This window comes from Collimonas fungivorans (genome assembly GCF_001584145.1).
GTDB classification, from domain to species: domain Bacteria; phylum Pseudomonadota; class Gammaproteobacteria; order Burkholderiales; family Burkholderiaceae_D; genus Collimonas; species Collimonas fungivorans.
In genome coordinates, this window is the sequence record NZ_CP013232.1 from 554,813 (window position 1) to 576,132 (window position 21,320).

The following is a 21,320-nucleotide window of genomic DNA, read 5'->3' on the forward strand; positions in this document are numbered from 1 at the left end:
TGTGCCTGGTCTTGGGCTGGGCTGGGGGCTGTTGCGCCATGTGAGCGCACGGCCGGAGTTGCAGGGACAGGGCGCGCCGCAGATTGGCTTCAACTACTTGGGCCGCTTCGCAGCGGGCGGCGGTGACTGGGCATTTGCCGAAGAGAGTCAGGAACTGGGGGGACAGGATGCGAGTCTGCCGTTGGCGCACGTCTTGGAGATCAACGCGTTGACGCTGGACGGACCGGATGGTCCACATCTGAGCGCCAATTGGAGTTGGGCCAGCGGGGTGCTGCAAGAGAGCGATGTACGCGAACTGGCGCAAGGCTGGCAGCAAGCGCTGCAGGCCATCGTGCGCTACGCGCAGCAGACCGGAGCTGGGGGGCATACGCCCAGCGACTTTGCGTTGGTGCAAATCAGCCAGCAGCACATCGAGCAGCTCGAACTACGCTATGGGGCGCTAGAAGAGGTGCTGCCACTGACACCGCTGCAAGAGGGACTACTGTTTCATGCGCTGTATGACCGTGTGCAGGCTGGGCAGCAGGAACAGGTGGTGGACGCGTACCAGATCCAGCAGGTGCTGGAATTGGACAGTGCCATTGACGAGGTGGTGCTGCGCGCAGCGCTACATGCGCTATTGCGTCGGCACGGGCAGCTAAGGGCGTGCTTTGTGCAGCAAGAAGGCCAGGCGTTGCAAGTCATCGCTGCGCTCGACGAGCAGCAACTGCAGCGCAGCTTTCAGAGCCATGATTTAGAGCCGCTGGGCCAGGCGCAGGCGCTGCAGGAATTGCTGCAGGCTGAACGGGCGCGGCGCTTTGATCTTGCGGATGCGCAGCCCTTGGGGTTGCTGCGCTTCACGCTGGTGCGCTTGGGCCAGCAGAGCTACCGGTTGATTCTGAGTTGCCATCACATGCTGTTGGATGGTTGGTCGATGCCACTACTGCTGCAAGAATTGCTGCAGTTGTACGCGTCCCGGGGCGATGACGGCGCGCTGCGCGCACCGCTACCGTACCGGCACTACATGCAATGGTTAGCCGGGCAAGATCGCCTGAGCGCCATGGCAGCCTGGCGAGAGGCGCTGCACGGACTGGAGGGGCCCAGTCTGGTTGCGCCGCCGCTGCTGGCCAAGGCGCCGCCGCGCGAGTACGTCTGGGCGCTCAAGTCTGAGTTGAGCCAGGCGCTGCAGCAACAAGCGCGTAGCCAGGGGTTGACGCTTAACACTCTGATGCAAGGGGCCTGGGCGATCCTGCTGGGCTGCCTGAGCGGCAGCGAGGACGTGGTCTTCGGTGTCACGGTGGCGGGGCGTCCGGCGGAATTGGCGGGCGCCGAGAGCATGCTGGGACTGTTTATTAACACGGTGCCACTGCGCGTGCGGCTGCAGGGGCAAGAGCGGCTGGGCGAGATGCTGGCCAGGGTGCAGGATGGGCAGTCGCGCCTGATGGCGCACGCGCACCTGGGGCTCAGCGAAATTCAGGCATTGGCTGGGCTGGGCAGCCTGTTTGACACGCTAGTGGTCTTTGAGAACTATCCGGTGGACCGAGAGGCGTTGAGCCGAGCGGCAGCGGGGCTCAAGATCGGGGCGGTCAGCACGCACGACGCGGTGCACTATCCGTTGAGCCTGGTAGTCGTACCCGGGCCCAGGCTGAGCCTGAGGCTGGGCTATCGAGCCGAGTTGTTCGAAGAGGCGACGGTAGCGCGCATGGCTGGGCAATTAGAGCGCATCTTGTGCGCGATGGTAAGCGATGTGCAGCAGCCAATCGGGGGTATCGAGCTGCTCGATGAGGCTGAACGCGATCAGATACTGGTGCAGTGGAACGACACGGCGCGGGAGGTGCAAGAGCAGACCCTGGTGGAGCTGTTCGAGGCACAGGTGGAAGCGACGCCGCAGGCGGTGGCGCTGGTGTGCGGGGAACAGGAGTTGAGCTACGGGGAACTGAACGCGCGTGCCAACCGGCTGGCACACGTGCTGATAGCGCGCGGGGTGGGGCCAGAGGACATTGTGGGGTTGTGCCTGGAGCGCAGCGTGGAGATGGTGGTGAGCCTGCTGGGCATACTGAAGGCTGGGGCGGCGTACTTGCCGCTGGACCCGGCGTACCCGGCGCAGCGTCTGAGCGCGATGCTGGAGGACGCGCAGCCGCTGTGCCTGATCACACGAGGGGCATTGGTAGCAGAGCTCAGTGGCGCTGGGCGAGACGCCGTGTCGATGCTGTTGTGGGAGGATGAGGTGCTGCAGGTGCAGATGCAGGAGGCCGCGCAAAGCGACCCCGCCGAGCATGAGCGGGTGCGCCCGCTGGGTCCACACAGTCCGGCCTACGTGATCTACACCTCGGGCTCAACGGGCAAACCCAAGGGGGTGGTGGGGCCGCACCACGCTATCGTTAACCGATTGAAGTGGTTCGATGCTGTTCACGCCCATGCGGCGCAAGTGCCGGTGTTAACCAAGAGTTCGTTGAGCTTCATTGATGGCACCACCGAGTTATTTGGGCCACTTTTGCAGGGCCGTACAGTACTGCTCGCCGATTCGGCGACCACGCGCAGTGCCATTGAGCTGGCACGCTTGATCCAGGAGCACCGCCTCCAAGCGGTGACCCTTGTGCCCAGTCTGCTTGACGCCCTGATGGGGCAAGCAGTCGAAAGCGACCTGAGCAGTTGCAGTCTTTGGATCACCAGCGGAGAAGCGGTTTCAAGGCAACAAGCGGCGGCGTTCAAGCAACTGCTGCCATCTGCGCGATTGCTGAATTTCTACGGCTCCTCCGAAGCCAGCGGCGACAGTTTGTGGGCCGAGTGCGATGCTGATTTGGTTCCAATTGGGCGGCCGATCTGGAACACGCAGGTGTACGTGCTGGATGCGAGCTTGTCCGCAGTGCCCATTGGTGTGGCAGGGGAGCTGTACATTGCTGGGGCGGGATTGGCGCGAGGCTACCTGAGACGGCCCGGGCTAACGGCCGAGCGTTTTGTGGCCTGCGCGCATGGGCAGCCCGGCACGCGGATGTACCGCACGGGAGATTTGGCGCGCTGGCGCGAGGACGGACAACTGGAGTACCTGGGGCGGGTTGATCAGCAGGTGAAGATCCGCGGCCACCGTATTGAGTCTGGAGAGATCGAGGCGGTGCTGGCGCAGCACGATGGCGTGGCGCAGGCGGTGGTGGTGGCGCGTGAAGACATTGCTGGCGACAAGCGCCTGGTGGCCTACGTAGTGGCACGTCCAGATGCTCAGGAGACGGGTGAACTGACCCCGCAGCAATTGCGAGCGGGGTTGGCAACGCAACTGCCAGAGTACATGGTGCCGGCGGCGATAGTGATGCTTGAGCGGTTGCCACTGAACGCCAACGGCAAGGTGGATCGGCGAACGCTGCCGGCGCCGCAGTGGCAAGGTGCGCTCGAGCACGTGGCTGCGCGCAGTCCACTGGAGGAGATTGTGCTGAGCGCTTTTGTGCAGGTGCTTGATATGCCGGCGCAGCAGGTGATCGGCATTGAGGATAATTTCTTTGAGTTGGGGGGGCATTCGCTGCTGGCCACAAGGCTGGTTTCACGGCTCAGGGAGATGCTGGGGGTGGAGTTGGCGGTGCGCAGCGTATTCGAGGCGCCCACGGTGCGTGAGCTGGCGCAGCAGGTGAGCCAGAGTCATGACCAGGGTGAGGGGCCCCCGCCGCTGAAGGCGCAGCCGCGTGAGCAGCTTGGGCAAGGGCTTGAGCAGAGCTTTGCGCTGTCGTTTGCGCAGGAGCGGCTGTGGTTTCTTGACCAGTTGGGGGCGCAGCAGGCGCAATACAACATGCCGGTGGCGATGCGCTTGCAAGGGTGCCTGGACGAGGCAGCTCTGGTTCATGCGGTGCAGCAGTTGGTGCAACGCCACGAGGTGCTGCGCAGCCGCATCGAACAGCATGAGGGAGTGGCGCGCCAAGTGATCCAGCCTTGGCTGGAGGTGCCGGTGCAGTTGGAGGACTTGAGTGAGCTGCCTGTGGGCGAGGGGCAGGCGAAGGCACAATGGCTAGCGCAGGACGAGGCCCGGATGCCGTTTGATTTGGCGCGAGGCCCGCTGCTGAGGGTACGTCTGGTCAAGCTGGGAGCACAGGAATACGTGGGGCTGCTCACGCTGCACCATATTGTGAGCGATGGCTGGTCAATGGGAGTGTTGGTGAGGGAATTGGGGGCGCTGTATGCGCAGGCTGTCGGCGGTGGAGATGGTGAGTTGGCGCCGCTGTCGGTGCAGTACGCGGACTACGCGATGTGGCAGCGCGGTTGGCTACAAGGCGACGTGCTGCAAAGGCAGTTGGGGTATTGGCGCCAACACCTCGGCGAAGCGCCAGCCCTACTCGAACTCCCTGCTGATCGGCCACGCCCGGGCGCGCAAAGCTTTGTCGGCTCCAGTGTAGACCTGGTCATTCCCGCAGCCTTGACGGCAGGACTCAAACGCTTGAGTCAACGCCACGGCACCACCTTGTTCATGACGCTTTTGGGGGGCTGGTCGATGCTGCTGGCGCGCCTGAGCGCCCAGCACGACGTAGTGATAGGCACCCCGGTGGCCAATCGCCAGCGCAGCGAGATCGAATCGCTGATAGGGTTCTTTGTGAACACGCTGGCCTTGCGCATTCAGATCGAAGACAATCCCAGCGTGGGCGAATTGCTTAGCCGCATCAAAGCCATCGCCCTGGATGCCTATGCGCACCAGGATATCCCCTTTGAGCAGGTCGTTGAAGCCTTGCAGCCACGGCGCAGCATGAGCCACAACCCGGTCTTCCAAGTCATGATGGTGCTCCACAACACGCCCAACGAGCAGATTCTGACGCTGCCCGGTTTGAGCTTGCAGGGACTGCCGCTACCGAGCACTACCACCAATTTTGACTTGTCAATGTCTTTGACGGAGACGGGCGAGGTGATCAGAGGGAGTTTAGGGTACGCCAGTGATCTGTATGACCAAAGCACCATAGAGCGCTGGGCAGGCCACTTCCAAGTTCTTCTGCAAGGCTTACTAGGCGATGAGCAACAGCGCATTAGCGAGATTGCGCTGTTGAATTCGACTGAACGACACCAGTTGCTCGTGGAGTTCAACGACACGGCAGTGGAGTACCCGCGGGACAAGCTGATCCATGAGCTCTTTGAGGAGCAAGTGGAGCGCCAGCCGGATGCCACGGCGCTGGTATACGAAGAGCTGAGCCTGACGTACCAGGAGCTCAACCGGCGTGCCAACCAGGTTGCCCATCACCTCATTGCGCTGGGAGTAAAGCCAGACGATAGGGTGGCCATCTGCATGGAGCGTAGCCTGGGGATGATAGTGGGCCTGTTGGGAATACTCAAGGCTGGAGCGGCGTATGTGCCGCTGGATCCCAGCTATCCAGAAGAGCGACTGGCCTACATGTTGCAAGACAGTGCTCCCATTGCATTGCTCGCGCAAGCAGAACTACAAGTGCACATGGTTCAAACAGGTGCGCCGGTACTGTTGCTGGACGCCAAAGGTCAGGCCGACATCACAGCATACCAACCCCTGTACAACCCCAAGCCTGCAGATCTGGGCTTGAAGGCGCGCCACCTGGCCAATGTCATCTACACCTCGGGCTCGACGGGACAGCCTAAGGGGATTATGGTCGAGCATAGCAATGTGATCCAGCTTGTTATCAACGAACCGTGTGTACCAATCGATCCGGAAGATTGTGTTGTCTACTGCGCCAACCCCGCTTTTGACGCCTCGACTTGGGAAATTTGGATCAGCTTGTTAAATGGCGCGAGGCTGCTGATTATTCCTAATGCGACCCTGCTTAATTCGGATGAGTTCGGACAAGCGCTGATCAGCCACAATGCCACCATTTTACAGTTAACTGCCGGCCTCTTCACCCAATACAGCGACGCGCTCGGAGATGTTTTTTCGACGATGAAGTACTTATTGTTTGGTGGGGACAAAGCCGATGTGAACGTGGTTGCACGTTTTTTCGCGAAGAGCGCTCCGCGACACCTGTTACACACGTATGGCCCAACGGAGTCGGTTGCTTTTGCTATCACGCACGAGGTCAGCGCGGCTTCGAGCAAAGTGCTGCCGATAGGTCGCCCGATTGCCAACACGCAGATCTACATACTGGACGCGCAAGGCCAGCCAGTACCGCTGGGAGTGGCAGGGGAGATACACATAGGAGGGGCAGGAGTCGCGCGCGGCTATCTGAACCGTCCTGAGCTCACGGCCGAAAGGTTTATAGCAGACCCATTCAGCATCGCTCCACAGTCCCGGATGTACAAGACCGGAGACCTTGGGAGATATTTTCCTAATGGCGACATTGAATTCCTGGGACGCAACGACCAACAGGTGAAGATCCGTGGTTTTCGCATCGAACCGGGCGAGATTGAGGCCAAGCTGGGGCGTGCGAAGGCGTACGAGAAGCGGTGGTGTTGGCTCGAGAGGATGTGCCAGGCGACAAGCGCCTGGTGGCTTATGTTGTGGCATCGCAGGAACAGGGGCAAGAGCAAACACTGGACGTGGCGGCTTTGCGCGACGCGCTGGCGCTCGAGCTGCCGCACTACATGGTGCCGGCGGCCTTCGTGCAGCTCAAGGCATTGCCGCTGACACCCAGCGGCAAGATTGACAGGAAGGCGTTGCCGGCGCCGGACATGCAAGCGTTTGGAGTGCGCTTTTATGAGGCGGCCCAGGGTCCGGTGGAGACCGCACTGGTCCAGTTGTGGCAAGAGCTGTTGGGCCAGCCGCAGGTGGGTCGGCACGACAATTTCTTCGAGTTGGGAGGACATTCGTTGCTGGCCACGAGGCTGGTGTCGCAGCTCAGACAGCGGCTGCAGGTGGAAGTGCCTGTGAGGGCGCTGTTTGAAGAGCCCAGCGTGGCGCAGCTGGCGCAGCGGGTGCAGGAACTGCAGGCACAAGGTCAAGCGCTGAACTTGCCGGCGTTGCAGGCACAGCCACGCCCGCAGATTGTGCCGCTGTCGTTTGCACAGGAGCGGCTGTGGTTCCTGGAGCAACTGCAACCGGGGCTGGCGCAGTACAACATACCGATGGCGGTAGAGCTACACGGCGTTCTTGATGAGCAGGCGCTGGAGCAGGCGCTGCAAGCGCTGGTGGACAGACACGAGTCGCTACGAACGAGGTTTGAAGCCATCGATGGCGTGCCGCAGCAGCAAGTGCTGGCGCAGTTGCAGGTGAAGTGGCACTTGGTGGACCTCAGCGCGCTGACGGCCGAGCAAGGCCAGGCGCAGGTGCGAGAAGTGGCGCAGGCAGAAGCGAGGCAAATATTTGACCTGAAGACTGGGCCATTGCTGAAGGCGAGCCTGGTCAGGCTGGGAGCGCAGGAGCATGTGGCGCTGCTCACGCTGCATCACATCGTCACGGACGGCTGGTCGATGGGGGTGTTTGTCAAGGAATTGGCGGCACTGTACGGTCAATACGCGGCCGGTGAGGCGGCGCAGTTGGCGCCGCTGCCGGTGCAGTACGCGGACTACGCGATGTGGCAGCGCAGTTGGCTGCAAGGAGAGATGCTGCAGCGCCAGCTCCAATACTGGAGCGAGCAACTGCAAGGTGGGCCCACGCTGCTGGAGCTGCCCACCGATCGGCCGCGGCCCGTGCAGGCCAGCTTTGCCGGCCAAAACGTGCCGGTGCGGATCGAGACCGAGCTGACCCAGCAATTACAGGCGCTGGCGCGGCACCATAACGCGACGCTGTTTATGGTGCTACTGGCGGGCTACCAATTGCTGCTGAGTCGCTTGAGCGGCCAGGACGATGTTGTTGTAGGTGTGCCCATCGCTGGGCGCACGCACGCGGACACAGAGGGCCTGATCGGGTTCTTTGTCAACACGCTAGCGCTGCGCACGCGGGTACTTGGGAGCGATAGTGTGCAAGCCTTGCTAGCGCAGGTCAGGCTAATCACCCTGCAGGGCTACGAACAACAAGATCTGCCGTTTGAGAAGCTGGTGGAGGTGCTGCAGCCCGTACGCGATCTGAGTCGACAGCCGGTCTTCCAGACGATGTTCGTTCTGCAGAACGTGCCGGCAGTGGAATTGGACCTGCCGGGGCTGCGACTGCGCCAAGAGCCGTCGGCAAGGGGGACAACGAAATTTGACCTCACGCTCAACCTCAGCGAGGTCGCAGGCGTGGTGGAGGGTACGCTGGATTACGCCACGGACCTGTTCGATGCGAGCACCATCGAGCGTATGGCTGGGCAATACGAACGCATTTTGCGCGCGATGGTAAGCGATGTGCAGCAGCCAATCGGGGGTATCGAGCTGCTCGATGCAGCTGAGCGTGATCAGATACTGGTGCAGTGGAACGACACGGCGCGGGAGGTGCAAGAGCAGACCCTGGTGGAGCTGTTCGAGGCGCAGGTGGAAGCGACGCCGCAGGCGGTGGCGCTGGTGTGCGGGGAACAGGAGTTGAGCTACGGAGAACTGAACGCGCGTGCCAACCGGCTGGCACACGTGCTGATAGCGCGCGGGGTGGGGCCAGAGGACATTGTGGGGTTGTGCCTGGAGCGCAGCGTGGAGATGGTGGTAAGCCTGCTGGGCATACTGAAGGCTGGGGCGGCGTACTTGCCGCTGGACCCGGCGTACCCGGCGCAGCGTCTGAGCGCGATGCTGGAGGACGCGCAGCCGCTGTGCCTGATCACCCGAGGGGCATTGGTGGCAGAGCTCAGTGGCGCTGGGCGAGACGCCGTGTCGATGCTGTTGTGGGAGGATGAGGTGCTGCAGGTGCAGATGCAGGAGGCCGCGCAAAGCGACCCCGCCGAGCACGAGCGGGTGCGCCCGCTGGGTCCACACAGTCCGGCCTACGTGATCTACACCTCGGGCTCAACAGGCCAGCCGAAAGGTGTGATCATATCGCACGGTAACTTGAGCAACTATTTGCAGTGGTCGCACGCCAACTACTATGAGCAAACCCAAGGAGATGGCTCTCCGGCCGTTCATTCGTTTGGATTCGATGGGCTTGTGACCACACTATACGGCCCACTACTTGCTGGTCAGACTTTGATGCTGCCTACGCCGGGGAGGGAAGCGCAGTCGCTGTTAGACCGGCTGGGTGACAAGCCGTGCACGCTGGTGAAGATGACGCCGTCGCACCTGCACTTCGTCAATACGCTACTGGAGGCGAGTGAACGCGCCAGCGCGCCTACGCTGCAACTCATGTTGGGCGGTGAAGCGCTTATTCCGAGAGATGTGCACTACTGGCAGCGGCGATTCCCGACTGTGCGTCTGATCAACCACTATGGTCCAACCGAATTGACGGTGGGATGTACGACGTTTGACATCCTCGACAGCGTGGATGGCGTGGGAAGCATCCCGATCGGACGCCCGATCTGGAACACGCGCCTGTATGTCCTCGATGCACGGCTGCAACTAGTTGCGATTGGGGTTGTCGGCGAATTATACGTTGCAGGACGCGGAGTGGCCTTGGGCTACCTGGGCAAGCGCGGTCAGACTGCGCAACGTTTCGTGGCCTGCCCTTGGGGCGGGCCGGGTGAACGCATGTACCGGACAGGTGACCGCGTGCGTCGGCGTGCTGATGGTGTCATCGAGTACTTCGGTCGCGCCGACCAGCAGATGAAGGTAAGGGGCTACCGCGTCGAGGCTGGGGAGGTTGAGGCCGCACTGCGGAGGGTGGAGGGCATCGTCAAGGCTGCGGTCGTGACGCAAGAAGACAGCCGCGGAACGAGCCGGATCGTCGCCTACCTAGTTTGGCGCATCGGGGCCGCAGTGCAGTCAGCGACACAGCTGAGGGAATCCATAGGGCGCCATCTGCCGGACTACATGGTCCCTTCCGCCTTCGTGCCCATGGTCGAGCTACCCATGACCGCAAACGGAAAATTGGACAAGCGTGCCTTACCGATACCGAGCAGAGAAGGCGTGGCGTATGAAGCGCCGCGCAATGAGCTTGAAAGACTCATTGCCGACGCGTACTCCAAGCTGCTGGATGTGCGGGATGTTGGCATCCACGACAACTTCTTCGATCTTGGTGGTCATTCGCTGCTGGTAATGCAACTGATCGCACGGTTGATTCCATACACCGGTTGTGACATTTCAGTCAGAACGCTATTCGAAAACCCAACCGTGGCTAGCCTAGCCGCGAGACTGATGTCCGAACAGACCCAGTCACAACCGGGTGCGGCGACGGGCGTGTCTGAGGTGGAGCGTGGATTTATCTAATGTTTCGCTTGCCATTCATTTAACAACGAATATTAACGGGCACTAACATGAGCATTCAATCTGTTCAAGAGCGTAATTTCACGTCGGGCAGTAGCAGGCAGGATTCTGCGCGAACCCCGACAAAGCTGCAACCATTTCGCGCACTGACAAGCCTGTTCGCTGTCGTATGCCTGCATAGCGTTGCAGTCCTCAATTTCGGATTTGCGATCATTGGATACCTTTATCTGCATCACCACTTAAAGGGAGGGGAGCGCTGGGGCGAGCAAGTCGCGATGAACGAGGCCGAGGTGGTCGAGCGTGTCAAAAGGAGGGCTCTTGTGCATGAGCCCATGCGAGATAAGCAGTTCATCGCGTCGCGAGACATTCCTTGGTCAGGTATAGAGGCGGACGAGATTGTTGACCTGCTTCACAAGTGTATTCGGTCCATCCTGCCGGTGCTGCATCCAGCGCAGCACCTTCGTGTGGACCGAATCGTCTGGTCGGTTATGACTAAGTGCGCGCTGTTGGGGGGGGCACGATGAGCATTCCGACGCTTGTCGCAGTGAATCCGTCGGAACCACTCTGTGCAGGCATCGCAGCCCGCGTGCGTACACTTCAACCGCAGGAACAGGCTACCCGCAACGATTTCCGTGGTATTCCGATGGTGATCGAAGCGCAGAATCCAGCAGATGCAGGTGAGGCACGGACTCTGCTGGCCGAAAGAGGGCTGGAAATTCTGGACCAAGTCGAACGACATGGAGCCGTTTTGTTGCGCGGATTCGGTGTAGCAACGGGGGGCGATTTCGAGCAGGCCATGCTGTCCATTCCGCAGGTGCGTGGCATGAACCAGGTATTCATGTCCGAGCTTGGACGCACTGTAATCGACGGCGCTCGCTTCGTGTTGCACACCAACACGCTGTACAAGACCGGGGGATCGTTCAGCCCCGTTGGCGGCTTCCACGCAGAGAACTACTACAGCCCGGACGTGCCGCGCTACATCGCTTTCTTCTGCGAGCAGCCTTCGACGTTGGGCGGCGAGACCGGTGTCGTAGACATGGCCAAGGTTTACGAGGAACTGCCCGAGCGGATCAGGGCTCATCTGGCCGCGGAAGCATGCTCTGTCAAAAGTGTCCGTTTAGCCGAGGTTGCAAGCCGCTACAACACCACCGAGGCCGTTGCACTGCAAACTTGTCATGAGGCGGGGCTCGAGGTTATGGAAAAGGGTGGTCATGCTCACGTCTGTTTCTACAAGCCATGCTGTATTAAGTTGTCGGCTATCAATGGCATCGCACTGGTAACCAATATTTCGGGCGAGTTGGAAGGCTTGGGCCTTGGAAAACATCTCCACGAAGAGTTCCGTGCCGACTACAGCGATGCGAAGTGGGCGATGCATCGACTGGCGTGGAGATTCTCCTGGCTGACGTTGATCCTGCAGATGGTGGAAAGTCCGGGCGCAGTAGGGCTTGTGCTCAAGGAAATGCTCAAGTCCGCCTTCGGCAGAATTCGCCGGCAGCCACCGGCGACTCGTCTTGGTGCATTCGGGACCCGAATCAGTGAAGCGTTCACCCCGGCCGACGTGCAATCTCTGGCCCGCTCAATGCGCCGAAATTTTTCATCCTTTCACTGGCGGACGGGAGACATCTTCATTCTCGACAACATGCGCATGGCACACGCCGGCATGCCCGGCTTCGGTCCCAGGACCATTCGGGCTTTCATTTTCAATCCAATCGACATTGCGCCGCGAGCCGGCAGCGGCCTGGCTGACCCAGGCGCGCTCGGCGATGCTCCATGCGTCGGTGAGCAGTTCGCCGCTTTGCGCACAGACGGCGCTGCGAGCGATGGACCTCTTCCACGTGAACCTCGACGATGAGCAATTTCTTCGGCGTAGAGACGCGAATGGCGGCGTTACCGGCGCCTTGCATCTTCCCAACTACCGTGTTTAGACAGGAGCTAAGCTATGAAAAACCCTTTTGAAGACGACAACACTCAATACCTGGTGTTGCGCAATTCGGCTGGCCAGCATTCTTTGTGGCCTCACTCCAACGACGTGCCAGACGGTTGGACCCAAGTACTCGGCCCTGAGTCGCGCGTGGCATGCATCAAGTACGTCGAGGAGCATTGGACGGACGTGCGTCCGATCGAGGCATGACCCGTATGCCTGCTGTCGTTGCTCAACGGAGCATTCTGATCAACGCCTGGGGAAGCATGGGCGATGTGGCGCCCTTCCTGGCACTTGGACAGGGCCTGGCACGCTCTGGCGCACAGGTGACGGTACTCACGACGGCCAATTTCGGCCCGACCGTGATTTCGGCTGGGTTGGCATTTGAAAGCATCGGCTCCCAGGAGGCCTGCGAGCGGGCATTGGCCGATCCAGCATTGTGGGATCCGCAGCGTGCGGATGCGCTAATCGATGCGTTGTTTGAACTGACGATATCGCAGTTGCGCACTAGCCTTCTGCAAGCCAAGCGTAGCGGACCAGTGTTGTTCATCGCCGGCACTCGAGGCATTCGCGCGCGTGAGGTGCTGGCGGACCTTGGTTTGCCGATCTTGGGCGTCTATCTCACGCCCGAAATCTTCCGTGCCGACCACTCCAGCTGCAAGCTAGGACTTTTTCCACCGTGGTTTGCTCAGGCCGGTGAGAGCGACCCGGAAGCGATGCTGATGACCGGCTTTGTGCCAGTTGACGGTCAGCCCGGGAATCCCGACACACTGGCTCGTTTGCAGGACTTCCTGCGTCAGGGCCCAGCGCCAGTGACATTCACATTCGGGACAGCGATGAAGCAGGGCGAAAGCCTCTTCGCTGCGGCGCGCGATGCTTGCAGGCAATTGAATTGCCGCGCCATATTCCTCTCGCGCTTTGAAGAACAGATACCGCAGGATCTCGATGAAGATCAATTCCTGCACATTGATTACATGCCATTGCGGATTCTATTGCCATTGACGAGCGCGCTGGTTTTTCACGGTGGAGTTGGCACCTGCGCTCAGGCATTGATTGCGGGTTGTCCGCAGGTGGTCGTGCCCATGGCGCACGACCAGATGGCCAATGCGGACCGAGTCGTGGCTTTGGGAGTTGGCGCGGCCGTCCTTGGCGACGATCGGGATGGACCGAAATTAGCGATCATCATGCGCAAGGCGATGAACGATGCCGCCATTCTGGACGTATGCAAGCGATACTCCAGCGTCGCGCGCGAAGCTGATGGATTGCGCACAGCTATCGCACGCATTGAGTCTTGCTTCGCGGAGGTGGCAAACCACGTTGTCGTGCAGGGCGGCGTGGTGCCAGCGTGTGGCGCAGTTTCTCCAATCAAGTAAACGCATAAATGAAAGATGTCATGATCAATATCGCCGAATTGTTGTCGGACATGGATGCCCGTGGTGCTCAGTTCTGGATCGAGAAGGATCGTCTTCACTATTCGGCGCCCAAAGATCAGTTGACGACGGCCGACATCCATTCGCTTCGCGAACACAAGAACCAGATCATCGAATTCCTAAAAGGTACGGCGGCGACGGCGGTCTCGCAGCGGGCAGCGGATGGCGGGCCGCCCCCATTGAGTTATGCGCAGACCAGACTGTGGGCACTAGAGCAGATTGAGCCGCTCGGCGAGGTTTACAACTCCTGCTTCGGGATCAGTCTGAAGGGCAAGCTGGATTCCAAATCGCTGGCGTCCGCTGTGCAAGGAATCGTCGATCGCCACGAAGTTTTGCGAACTGTTTTCACGATGGTTGACGAGTCGCCTGTTCAGACCATCATGCCATCCGTAGTTGTCCCAATTGCGCGCGAGGAGGTTGTTGGGAGCGATCAGAATGATCGCCAAACAAGGATGATAGACATCGTAAAACGGGAACGCGCAAAGCCGTTCGACCTGTCCTTGGGGCCGATGCTTCGCGTCACACTCATCCGCGTCGACGAGCACGATCATGTGCTGATTCTGGTGCTTCATCATATTATTTGTGATGGATGGTCGATGACGGTTTTCGCAAGAGAGCTGTCTTCGCTCTATGCGGGTGCCAATCTGCCCGCGCTGGCCGTCCAATATGCGGACTATGCCATCTGGCAACGCGAGCAGTTGCGAGGTGTCTCGCTGGCAAAACAAGAGCAGTGGTGGAAGACAGCGCTGCTCGGTGCACCTGAAGGGGTTGACTTGCCATTGGACCGATCCCGTCCTCAGCGCCAGAGTTTCAATGGTGCTCAAATGGACATCATCATTCCTGGGCCATTGAGCGAAAAGCTGATTGAGCTCGGCCGCGCCCGTGGGGCGACGCTGTTCATGGTGCTGCTGGCAGGCTTCAAGCTCGTGCTGGCGCGGTGGTCGAATCAGACTGACATCGTTGTCGGCACTCCTATCGCTGGCCGTCCCCGCCGCGAACTGGAAGACTTGATTGGCTTCTTCGCCAACACGCTTGTGTTGAGGACGGATCTGTCCGGCGACCCAACTTTTGACGATTTGTTGAAACGGGTGCGCGAGAACTGTCTTGACGCCTATTCGAACCAGGACCTGCCCTTTGAACGAGTCGTCGAGCTGATCAACCCCAAGCGGGATCTTTCGCGCCATCTGCTTTTTCAGATAATGTTCGCCCTCGGCAATATGCCAACCGGGAAACTGGCTCTGCCGGAGCTCGAAGTTTCTCAACTTGCCATGCCCAACGCCAGCAGCAAGTTCGATCTCACCTTGAATTTGGTGGAAACCTCGAACGGCGTGAGTGGCATCATCGAGTACAGTACGGACCTGTTTGATGCGAGCACTATCGAGCGTATGGCTGGGCACTTAGTGCAGGTGTTGGAGGAAGTGGCGCGAGAGCCCTCAATGCCGTTGGCGCGCATTTCGATGTTGGGCCAAGGTGAGCGCGAGCTGGTGCTCAAGCAATGGAACGACACGGCGCGGGAGGTGCAAGAGCAGACCCTGGTGGAGCTGTTCGAGGCACAGGTGGAAGCGACGCCGCAGGCGGTGGCGCTGGTGTGCGGGGAACAGGAGTTGAGCTACGGGGAACTGAACGCGCGTGCCAACCGGCTGGCACACGTGCTGATAGCGCGCGGGTGGGGCCAGAGGACATTGTGGGGTTGTGCCTGGAGCGCAGCGTGGAGATGGTGGTGAGCCTGCTGGGCATACTGAAGGCTGGGGCGGCGTACCTCTCACTAGACCCTGCCTATCCGCAGGAGCGCCTGCTCAATATGCTCTGTGCTGCCCAGCCGGTGGTCCTGCTCAGCGACGCACGGCTGGGCGAGCGGTTGCACGAGGCGGGCACGCCGCTTCTGTTGTGGGACGACGAAGGTACGCAGCATCTGTTGGCGCAGGCCAGCGTCGCCGATCCCAGTGACTTAGACCGGGGTCGCATGTTGAACGCGAACAGTCCGGCCTACGTAATCTACACCTCCGGCTCCACGGGCAAGCCCAAGGGGTGGTCATGCCCCACAAGCCGCTGATGAACTTGGTCCATTGGCAGCATCTCGGTGCCGGCCTTGCGCAGCCACTACGCACTTTGCAATTCGCGGCGCTCGGATTTGACGTATCCTTCCAAGAGATCTTCAGCGCCTTGTGCAGCGGATCGACCATTGTGTTGATTGATCATGAGACACGAATCGATTTCGCCCGGCTGTTGCAGGCGGTGACGTCCATGCGTATCGAGCGGCTGTTCCTGCCCTATGTGGCGCTGCAGGCGCTGTGCGAGAACGGGTTGAGCGCAGACGTGACGAGGTTGCGCGATGAAGGTCGGCTAGCCTTGCGCGAAGTGATCACGGCAGGTGAACAGCTGCGCATTAGCCCTGCGATTGCGGATTTTTTCCGGCAGCTTCCACAATGCCGCTTCTACAACCATTACGGCACAACCGAGAACCACATGGCCACGTGGCACATGATGCCTCAAGATGTTGACGCGTGGCCGTTGTTGCCGCCTATCGGACGGCCTATCTGGAACAACCAGGCCTATGTGCTGGACAGGCACTTGCAGCCGGCGCCCATTGGCGTGGTGGGCGAGCTATACATGTCCGGCGTGATGCTGGCGCGGGGTTATCTGCGGCGGCCAGAACTTACGGCGCAGAGCTTCGTGGCGTGTCCATTCGGACCGGCGGGTAGCCGGATGTACCGCACGGGCGACCTGGCGCTCTGGCGGACCGACGGTGAGCTCGAACACCTGGGACGGGCGGACCAGCAGTTAAAGATTCGGGCTACCGTGTCGAGCCCGGGGAGGTCGAGGCGGCACTGGCTTCGCATGAGGATGTGGCGCAGGCGTGCGTGGTGGTGCATCCAGGCCAGCATGAGGGTGACTTGCGGTTGGTGGGCTATGTCATGCCGGCTCCTGGCAAAGATGTGGAGGCTGGTATCGTGCGCCGCTATCTTGCGCAACGATTGCCTGAACATATGGTTCCCTCCGCGATTGTCGTCGTGCGGGATCAGCTGATGCTGACACCCAGCGGCAAGATTGACAGGAAGGCGTTGCCGGCGCCGGACATGCAAGCGTTTGGAGTGCGCTTTTATGAGGCGGCCCAGGGTCCGGTGGAGACCGCACTGGTCCAGTTGTGGCAAGAGCTGTTGGGCCAGCCGCAGGTGGGTCGGCACGACAATTTCTTCGAGTTGGGAGGACATTCGTTGCTGGCCACGAGGCTGGTGTCGCAGCTCAGACAGCGGCTGCAGGTGGAAGTGCCTGTGAGGGCGCTGTTTGAAGAGCCCAGCGTGGCGCAGCTGGCGCAGCGGGTGCAGGAACTGCAGGCACAAGGTCAAGCGCTGAACTTGCCGGCGTTGCAGGCACAGCCACGCCCGCAGATTGTGCCGCTGTCGTTTGCACAGGAGCGGCTGTGGTTCCTGGAGCAACTGCAACCGGGGCTGGCGCAGTACAACATACCGATGGCGGTAGAGCTACACGGCGTTCTTGATGAGCAGGCGCTGGAGCAGGCGCTGCAAGCGCTGGTGGACAGACACGAGTCGCTACGAACGAGGTTTGAAGCCATCGATGGCGTGCCGCAGCAGCAAGTGCTGGCGCAGTTGCAGGTGAAGTGGCACTTGGTGGACCTCAGCGCGCTGACGGCCGAGCAAGGCCAGGCGCAGGTGCGAGAAGTGGCGCAGGCAGAAGCGAGGCAAATATTTGACCTGAAGACTGGGCCATTGCTGAAGGCGAGCCTGGTCAGGCTGGGAGCGCAGGAGCATGTGGCGCTGCTCACGCTGCATCACATCGTCACGGACGGCTGGTCGATGGGGGTGTTTGTCAAGGAATTGGCGGCACTGTACGGTCAATACGCGGCCGGTGAGGCGGCGCAGTTGGCGCCGCTGCCGGTGCAGTACGCGGACTACGCGATGTGGCAGCGCAGTTGGCTGCAAGGAGAGATGCTGCAGCGCCAGCTCCAATACTGGAGCGAGCAACTGCAAGGTGGGCCCACGCTGCTGGAGCTGCCCACCGATCGGCCGCGGCCCGTGCAGGCCAGCTTTGCCGGTGCGACGCGCGCGTTGCAGCTGCCCCAGGAGCTGAGCGAGCAGGTGGAGCAGCTGGCGCAGCGCAGAGGCGTCACGCCTTTCATGGTGTTGCTGGCGGTCTACCAGGTGCTGTTGGCCAAGCTGAGCGGCCAGCGCGACATCGTCATCGGTTCGCCGATTGCGGGGCGCACACACGCGGACACGGAAGGCCTGATCGGGTTCTTCGTCAACACGCTGGCGCTGCGCGCGAACATCGACCTTGATCGCGGCTTTGAGGACCTGCTCGCCCAGGTTCGTGAGACGATCTTGGGTGCATACGCGCACCAGGACCTGCCCTTCGAGAAGGTGGTCGAAGTGCTGCAGCCGCAGCGCTCACTGTCGCACACGCCGGTATTCCAGGCGATGTTCGTGCTGCAGAACGTGCCGATGATGGAGGTCGATGTGCCGGGGCTACGCATGAGCGGCGTGGCGCAAGACGGTGGCGCAACAAAGTTCGACCTGATGCTAGCGTTGAGGCAGACCGCACAAGGTTTGCAGGGTAGCTTGCAATACGCCAGCGAGCTGTTCGATGCGTCGACGATCCAGCGCTGGGCGGGGTACTTCGAGCAGTTGGTGCGTGAGGTAGTGAACCAGCCCAGGCTGGCACTGAGCCGCATCGAGCTGCTCGATGCAGCTGAGCGTGATCAGATACTGGTGCAATGGAACGACACGGCGCGGGAAGTGCAAGAGCAGACCCTGGTGGAGCTGTTCGAGGCACAGGTGGAAGCGACGCCGCAGGCGGTGGCGCTGGTGTGCGGGGAACAGGAGTTGAGCTACGGGGAACTGAACGCGCGTGCCAACCGGCTGGCACACGTGCTGATAGCGCGCGGGGTGGGGCCAGAGGACATTGTGGGGTTGTGCCTGGAGCGCAGCGTGGAGATGGTGGTAAGCCTGCTGGGCATACTGAAGGCTGGGGCGGCGTACTTGCCGCTGGACCCGGCGTACCCGGCGCAGCGTCTGAGCGCGATGCTGGAGGACGCGCAGCCGCTGTGCCTGATCACCCGAGGGGCATTGGTGGCAGAGCTCAGTGGCGCTGGGCGAGACGCCGTGTCGATGCTGTTGTGGGAGGATGAGGTGCTGCAGGTGCAGATGCAGGAGGCCGCGCAAAGCGACCCCGCCGAGCACGAGCGGGTGCGCCCGCTGGGTCCACACAGTCCGGCCTACGTGATCTACACCTCGGGCTCAACGGGAAAACCTAAGGGAGTGGTGGTTGAGCAGCGCAACCTACTGAACTTCCTCCAAACCATAGGGGCGAAACTGCGCGTGCAGCCTTCAGACCGGTTGCTTGCGGTGACGACTATCGGCTTTGACATTGCGGGGCTGGAGCTGTACGCGCCACTGCTGGCTGGTGCGCGCGTGGTGCTGGCCGAGCACGAGACGGTGCAGGACCCGTTGCTACTGGCCGAGTTTCTGCATGACAGTGGTGCCACGCTGATGCAGGCCACACCCACGCTGTGGCGGTTGCTCCTGACGCAGGACAGTCAGGTCTTGAAGGGCCTGCGCGTGCTGGTGGGCGGCGAAGCCTTACCGTCCGATTTAAGTGCCGCGCTGAGCCAATTGGCGCGCGAGGTCATCAACTTATATGGCCCTACCGAGACCACGATTTGGTCGACCATGGCGTGGCTGCAAGCCAACGCGGAGCAGGCTGCGCCCATTGGGCGCCCGCTTGGTAACACGCAGGTCTACGTGCTGGACGCCTACCTGCGGCCGTGCCGGTGGGTGTGGCAGGGGAGCTGTACATTGCTGGGGCGGGATTGGCGCGAGGCTACCTGAGACGGCCCGGGCTAACGGCCGAGCGTTTTGTGCCTGCGCGCATGGGCAGCCCGGCACGCGGATGTACCGCACGGGAGATTTGGCGCACTGGCGCGAGGACGGACAACTGGAGTACCTGGGGCGGGTTGACCAGCAGGTGAAGATCCGCGGCCACCGTATTGAGCCTGGAGAGATCGAGGCGGTGCTGGCGCAGCACGATGGCGTGGCGCAGGCGGTGGTGGTGGCGCGTGAAGACATTGCTGGCGACAAGCGCCTGGTGGCTTATGTGGTGGCATCGCAGGAACAGGGCAAGAGCAAATGCTGGACGTGGCGGCTCTGCGCGACGCGCTGGCGCTAGAACTGCCGCACTACATGGTGCCGACGGCCTTTGTGCAGCTCAAGGCTTTGCCGCTGACACCGAATGGCAAGCTTGACAGGAAGGCCCTGCCGGCACCCGAGGGAGAAGCGTTTGTGCGGCGCATGTATGAGGCACCGGTGGGCGAGATTGAACAGATGCTGGCCTCCATTTGGAGCGAACTGCTCAAGATCGAGAAAGTGGGACGTCACGACAACTTCTTCGAGCTGGGCGGCCATTCGCTGCTGGCGACACAGGTGATTTCGAAGCTTCGCAAGGCGCTGGAGCTGGAGTTGCCGTTGCGTGCGATGTTCGAATCGCCGACAGTAGAAGCGCTGGCCGCACATGCGGCAGGAGAGCAGGCGCAACCGCTGGAACTATTGCCGATTGTGGCGGTGTCCAGGCAGGAAGCTTTGGCGCTGTCCTTTGCGCAGGAGCGGTTATGGTTTCTTGACCAGTTTGAAGGGCAAAGTGCGATATACAACATCCCTGTGTCGCTGCGGCTACAGGGAACACTCGATACACAAGCGCTGCAACGTACTCTCAATGAACTGGTGAGGCGACATGAGTCGCTACGTACGACGTTTGATTCACTCGACGGGTTCCGCGGCAACTGATAGGGCATGAGGTGCACGTTGCATTGCCGGTCGTGGATTTGACGCAAGTGCGCCAGGAGGATCGAGAGGGCCAAGCGTGGAGCTTGCGCAGCAAGAGGCGCAGACGCCGTTTGATCTGAGTGAAGGGCCGCTGATGCGGACCAAGCTGATCAAACTGGGGGAACAGGACCATGTGGTGCTGTTTACGATGCATCATATTGTGTCTGATGGTTGGTCGATTGGTGTGCTGGTGCGAGAGGTGGCGGCGCTGTATGCGGCGTACGTGCGCGGCGAGGGGACGCCGTTGGCGCCGTTGGCGATACAGTACGCTGACTTTGCGCACTGGCAGCGCCAGTGGCTCAGTGGACAGGTGCTAGAGCGGCAGATGGGGTACTGGAAGGAGCAGCTTGACGCGGCGCCTACACTGCTGAACTTGCCGACGGACCGGCCGCGCCCGGCAGTGCAAAGTCACCGAGGAGCGAGGTTGGGTTTTGAGATTCCTGCGACTGTGACGGGGCGTTGCACGAGTTGGGCAAGCAGTCGCAAGCGACGCTGTTCATGGTGCTGACAGCGGCCTTTAACGTCTTGCTGTCGCGCTACTCGGGGCAGACGGACATTTGCATAGGCACGCCCATTGCAAACCGCAATCGAGCGGAGATCGAATCGCTAATTGGTTTCTTTGTGAACACGCTGGTGCTGCGAACGCAGTTGCATGACGATTCCACGTTCGCTGAGTTGCTGCAGCAAGTGCGCAAGACGGCGCTGGATGCGTATGCGCACCAAGACGTGCCCTTCGAACAGTTGGTGGAGGTGCTCAATCCGCAGCGCCATACGAGTCACGCGCCGCTGTTCCAGGTGATGTTGGTGCTGCAGAACGCCCCGATGGACAGTCTTGACTTGCCTGGTCTGAGCATGCGCCCGGTGCACTCGAGCAGCGCTACTGCGAAGTTTGACCTGACCCTAAGTTTCATAGAAGCCGAGGGACAACTGTACGCAGGGCTTGAGTACAGTACGGACCTGTTTGATGCGAGCACTATCGAGCGTATGGCTGGGCACTTAGTGCAGGTGTTGGAGGAGTGGCGCGAGAGCCCT

General features: G+C 61.0%; 8 protein-coding genes and 4 pseudogenes. All 12 read left to right on the top strand.

Annotation, left to right across the window (positions count from 1 at the left end; all coding sequences use genetic code 11):
• Window position 1: 1 nt before the first annotated feature.
• Window positions 2–6,325: pseudogene (locus CFter6_RS26285) on the top strand (amino acid adenylation domain-containing protein); the annotation flags it as partial.
• Window positions 6,326–6,369: 44 nt separating this feature from the next.
• Window positions 6,370–10,104, top strand: a complete 3,735-nt coding sequence (locus tag CFter6_RS02340; protein WP_150118597.1) for a non-ribosomal peptide synthetase — start codon at window positions 6,370–6,372, stop codon at window positions 10,102–10,104.
• A gap of 47 nt (window positions 10,105–10,151) precedes the next feature.
• Complete coding sequence (locus tag CFter6_RS02345) at window positions 10,152–10,625, top strand: hypothetical protein (protein WP_061538586.1); 474 nt, start codon at window positions 10,152–10,154, stop codon at window positions 10,623–10,625.
• Window positions 10,622–11,953 carry a TauD/TfdA family dioxygenase gene (locus tag CFter6_RS02350; protein ID WP_082814546.1) on the top strand — a complete coding sequence of 444 codons (1,332 nt, stop codon included), beginning with the start codon at window positions 10,622–10,624 and terminating at the stop codon, window positions 11,951–11,953. Before CFter6_RS02345 ends, CFter6_RS02350 begins: the two co-directional genes overlap by 4 nt.
• 87 nt (window positions 11,954–12,040) lie before the next feature.
• Window positions 12,041–12,232: an MbtH family protein gene (locus CFter6_RS02355; RefSeq protein ID WP_061538588.1), complete on the top strand. Its 192-nt coding sequence runs from the start codon at window positions 12,041–12,043 to the stop codon at window positions 12,230–12,232.
• A complete protein-coding gene (locus CFter6_RS02360; RefSeq protein ID WP_061538589.1) occupies window positions 12,229–13,395 on the top strand; it encodes a glycosyltransferase in 1,167 nt (388 codons plus the stop codon). Before CFter6_RS02355 ends, CFter6_RS02360 begins: the two co-directional genes overlap by 4 nt.
• 20 nt (window positions 13,396–13,415) lie before the next feature.
• Window positions 13,416–16,035 (top strand): annotated as a pseudogene (locus CFter6_RS26745) (non-ribosomal peptide synthetase); the annotation flags it as partial.
• A 284-nt stretch (window positions 16,036–16,319) separates the two neighbouring features.
• Window positions 16,320–16,439, top strand: a pseudogene (locus tag CFter6_RS26880) (hypothetical protein); the annotation flags it as partial.
• 39 nt (window positions 16,440–16,478) lie between these two features.
• On the top strand, window positions 16,479–19,298 hold the full coding sequence (locus tag CFter6_RS02380) for a condensation domain-containing protein (protein ID WP_250637048.1): 2,820 nt from the start codon (window positions 16,479–16,481) through the stop codon (window positions 19,296–19,298).
• Window positions 19,299–19,359: 61 nt separating this feature from the next.
• Window positions 19,360–19,635, top strand: a complete 276-nt coding sequence (locus CFter6_RS02385; RefSeq protein ID WP_061538594.1) for an AMP-binding enzyme — start codon at window positions 19,360–19,362, stop codon at window positions 19,633–19,635.
• Window positions 19,596–20,249: a phosphopantetheine-binding protein gene (locus tag CFter6_RS26620; RefSeq protein WP_061538595.1), complete on the top strand. Its 654-nt coding sequence runs from the start codon at window positions 19,596–19,598 to the stop codon at window positions 20,247–20,249. The genes CFter6_RS02385 and CFter6_RS26620 overlap by 40 nt, the downstream gene beginning before the upstream one ends.
• A gap of 133 nt (window positions 20,250–20,382) precedes the next feature.
• Window positions 20,383–21,263: pseudogene (locus tag CFter6_RS26625) on the top strand (condensation domain-containing protein); the annotation flags it as partial.
• Between the last annotated feature and the right edge of the window lie 57 nt (window positions 21,264–21,320).

Bases quoted from the DNA above. Each gene is read 5' to 3' on its own strand.
- CFter6_RS02360 (WP_061538589.1), top strand. From the start codon at position 12,229: ATGACCCGTATGCCTGCTGTCGTTGCTCAACGGAGCATTCTGATCAAC.
- CFter6_RS02385 (WP_061538594.1), top strand. From the start codon at position 19,360: ATGTACCGCACGGGAGATTTGGCGCACTGGCGCGAGGACGGACAACTG.
- CFter6_RS02345 (WP_061538586.1), top strand. From the start codon at position 10,152: ATGAGCATTCAATCTGTTCAAGAGCGTAATTTCACGTCGGGCAGTAGC.
- CFter6_RS02350 (WP_082814546.1), top strand. From the start codon at position 10,622: ATGAGCATTCCGACGCTTGTCGCAGTGAATCCGTCGGAACCACTCTGT.
- CFter6_RS02380 (WP_250637048.1), top strand. From the start codon at position 16,479: ATGCTGACACCCAGCGGCAAGATTGACAGGAAGGCGTTGCCGGCGCCG.
- CFter6_RS02355 (WP_061538588.1), top strand. From the start codon at position 12,041: ATGAAAAACCCTTTTGAAGACGACAACACTCAATACCTGGTGTTGCGC.
- CFter6_RS26620 (WP_061538595.1), top strand. From the start codon at position 19,596: ATGCTGGACGTGGCGGCTCTGCGCGACGCGCTGGCGCTAGAACTGCCG.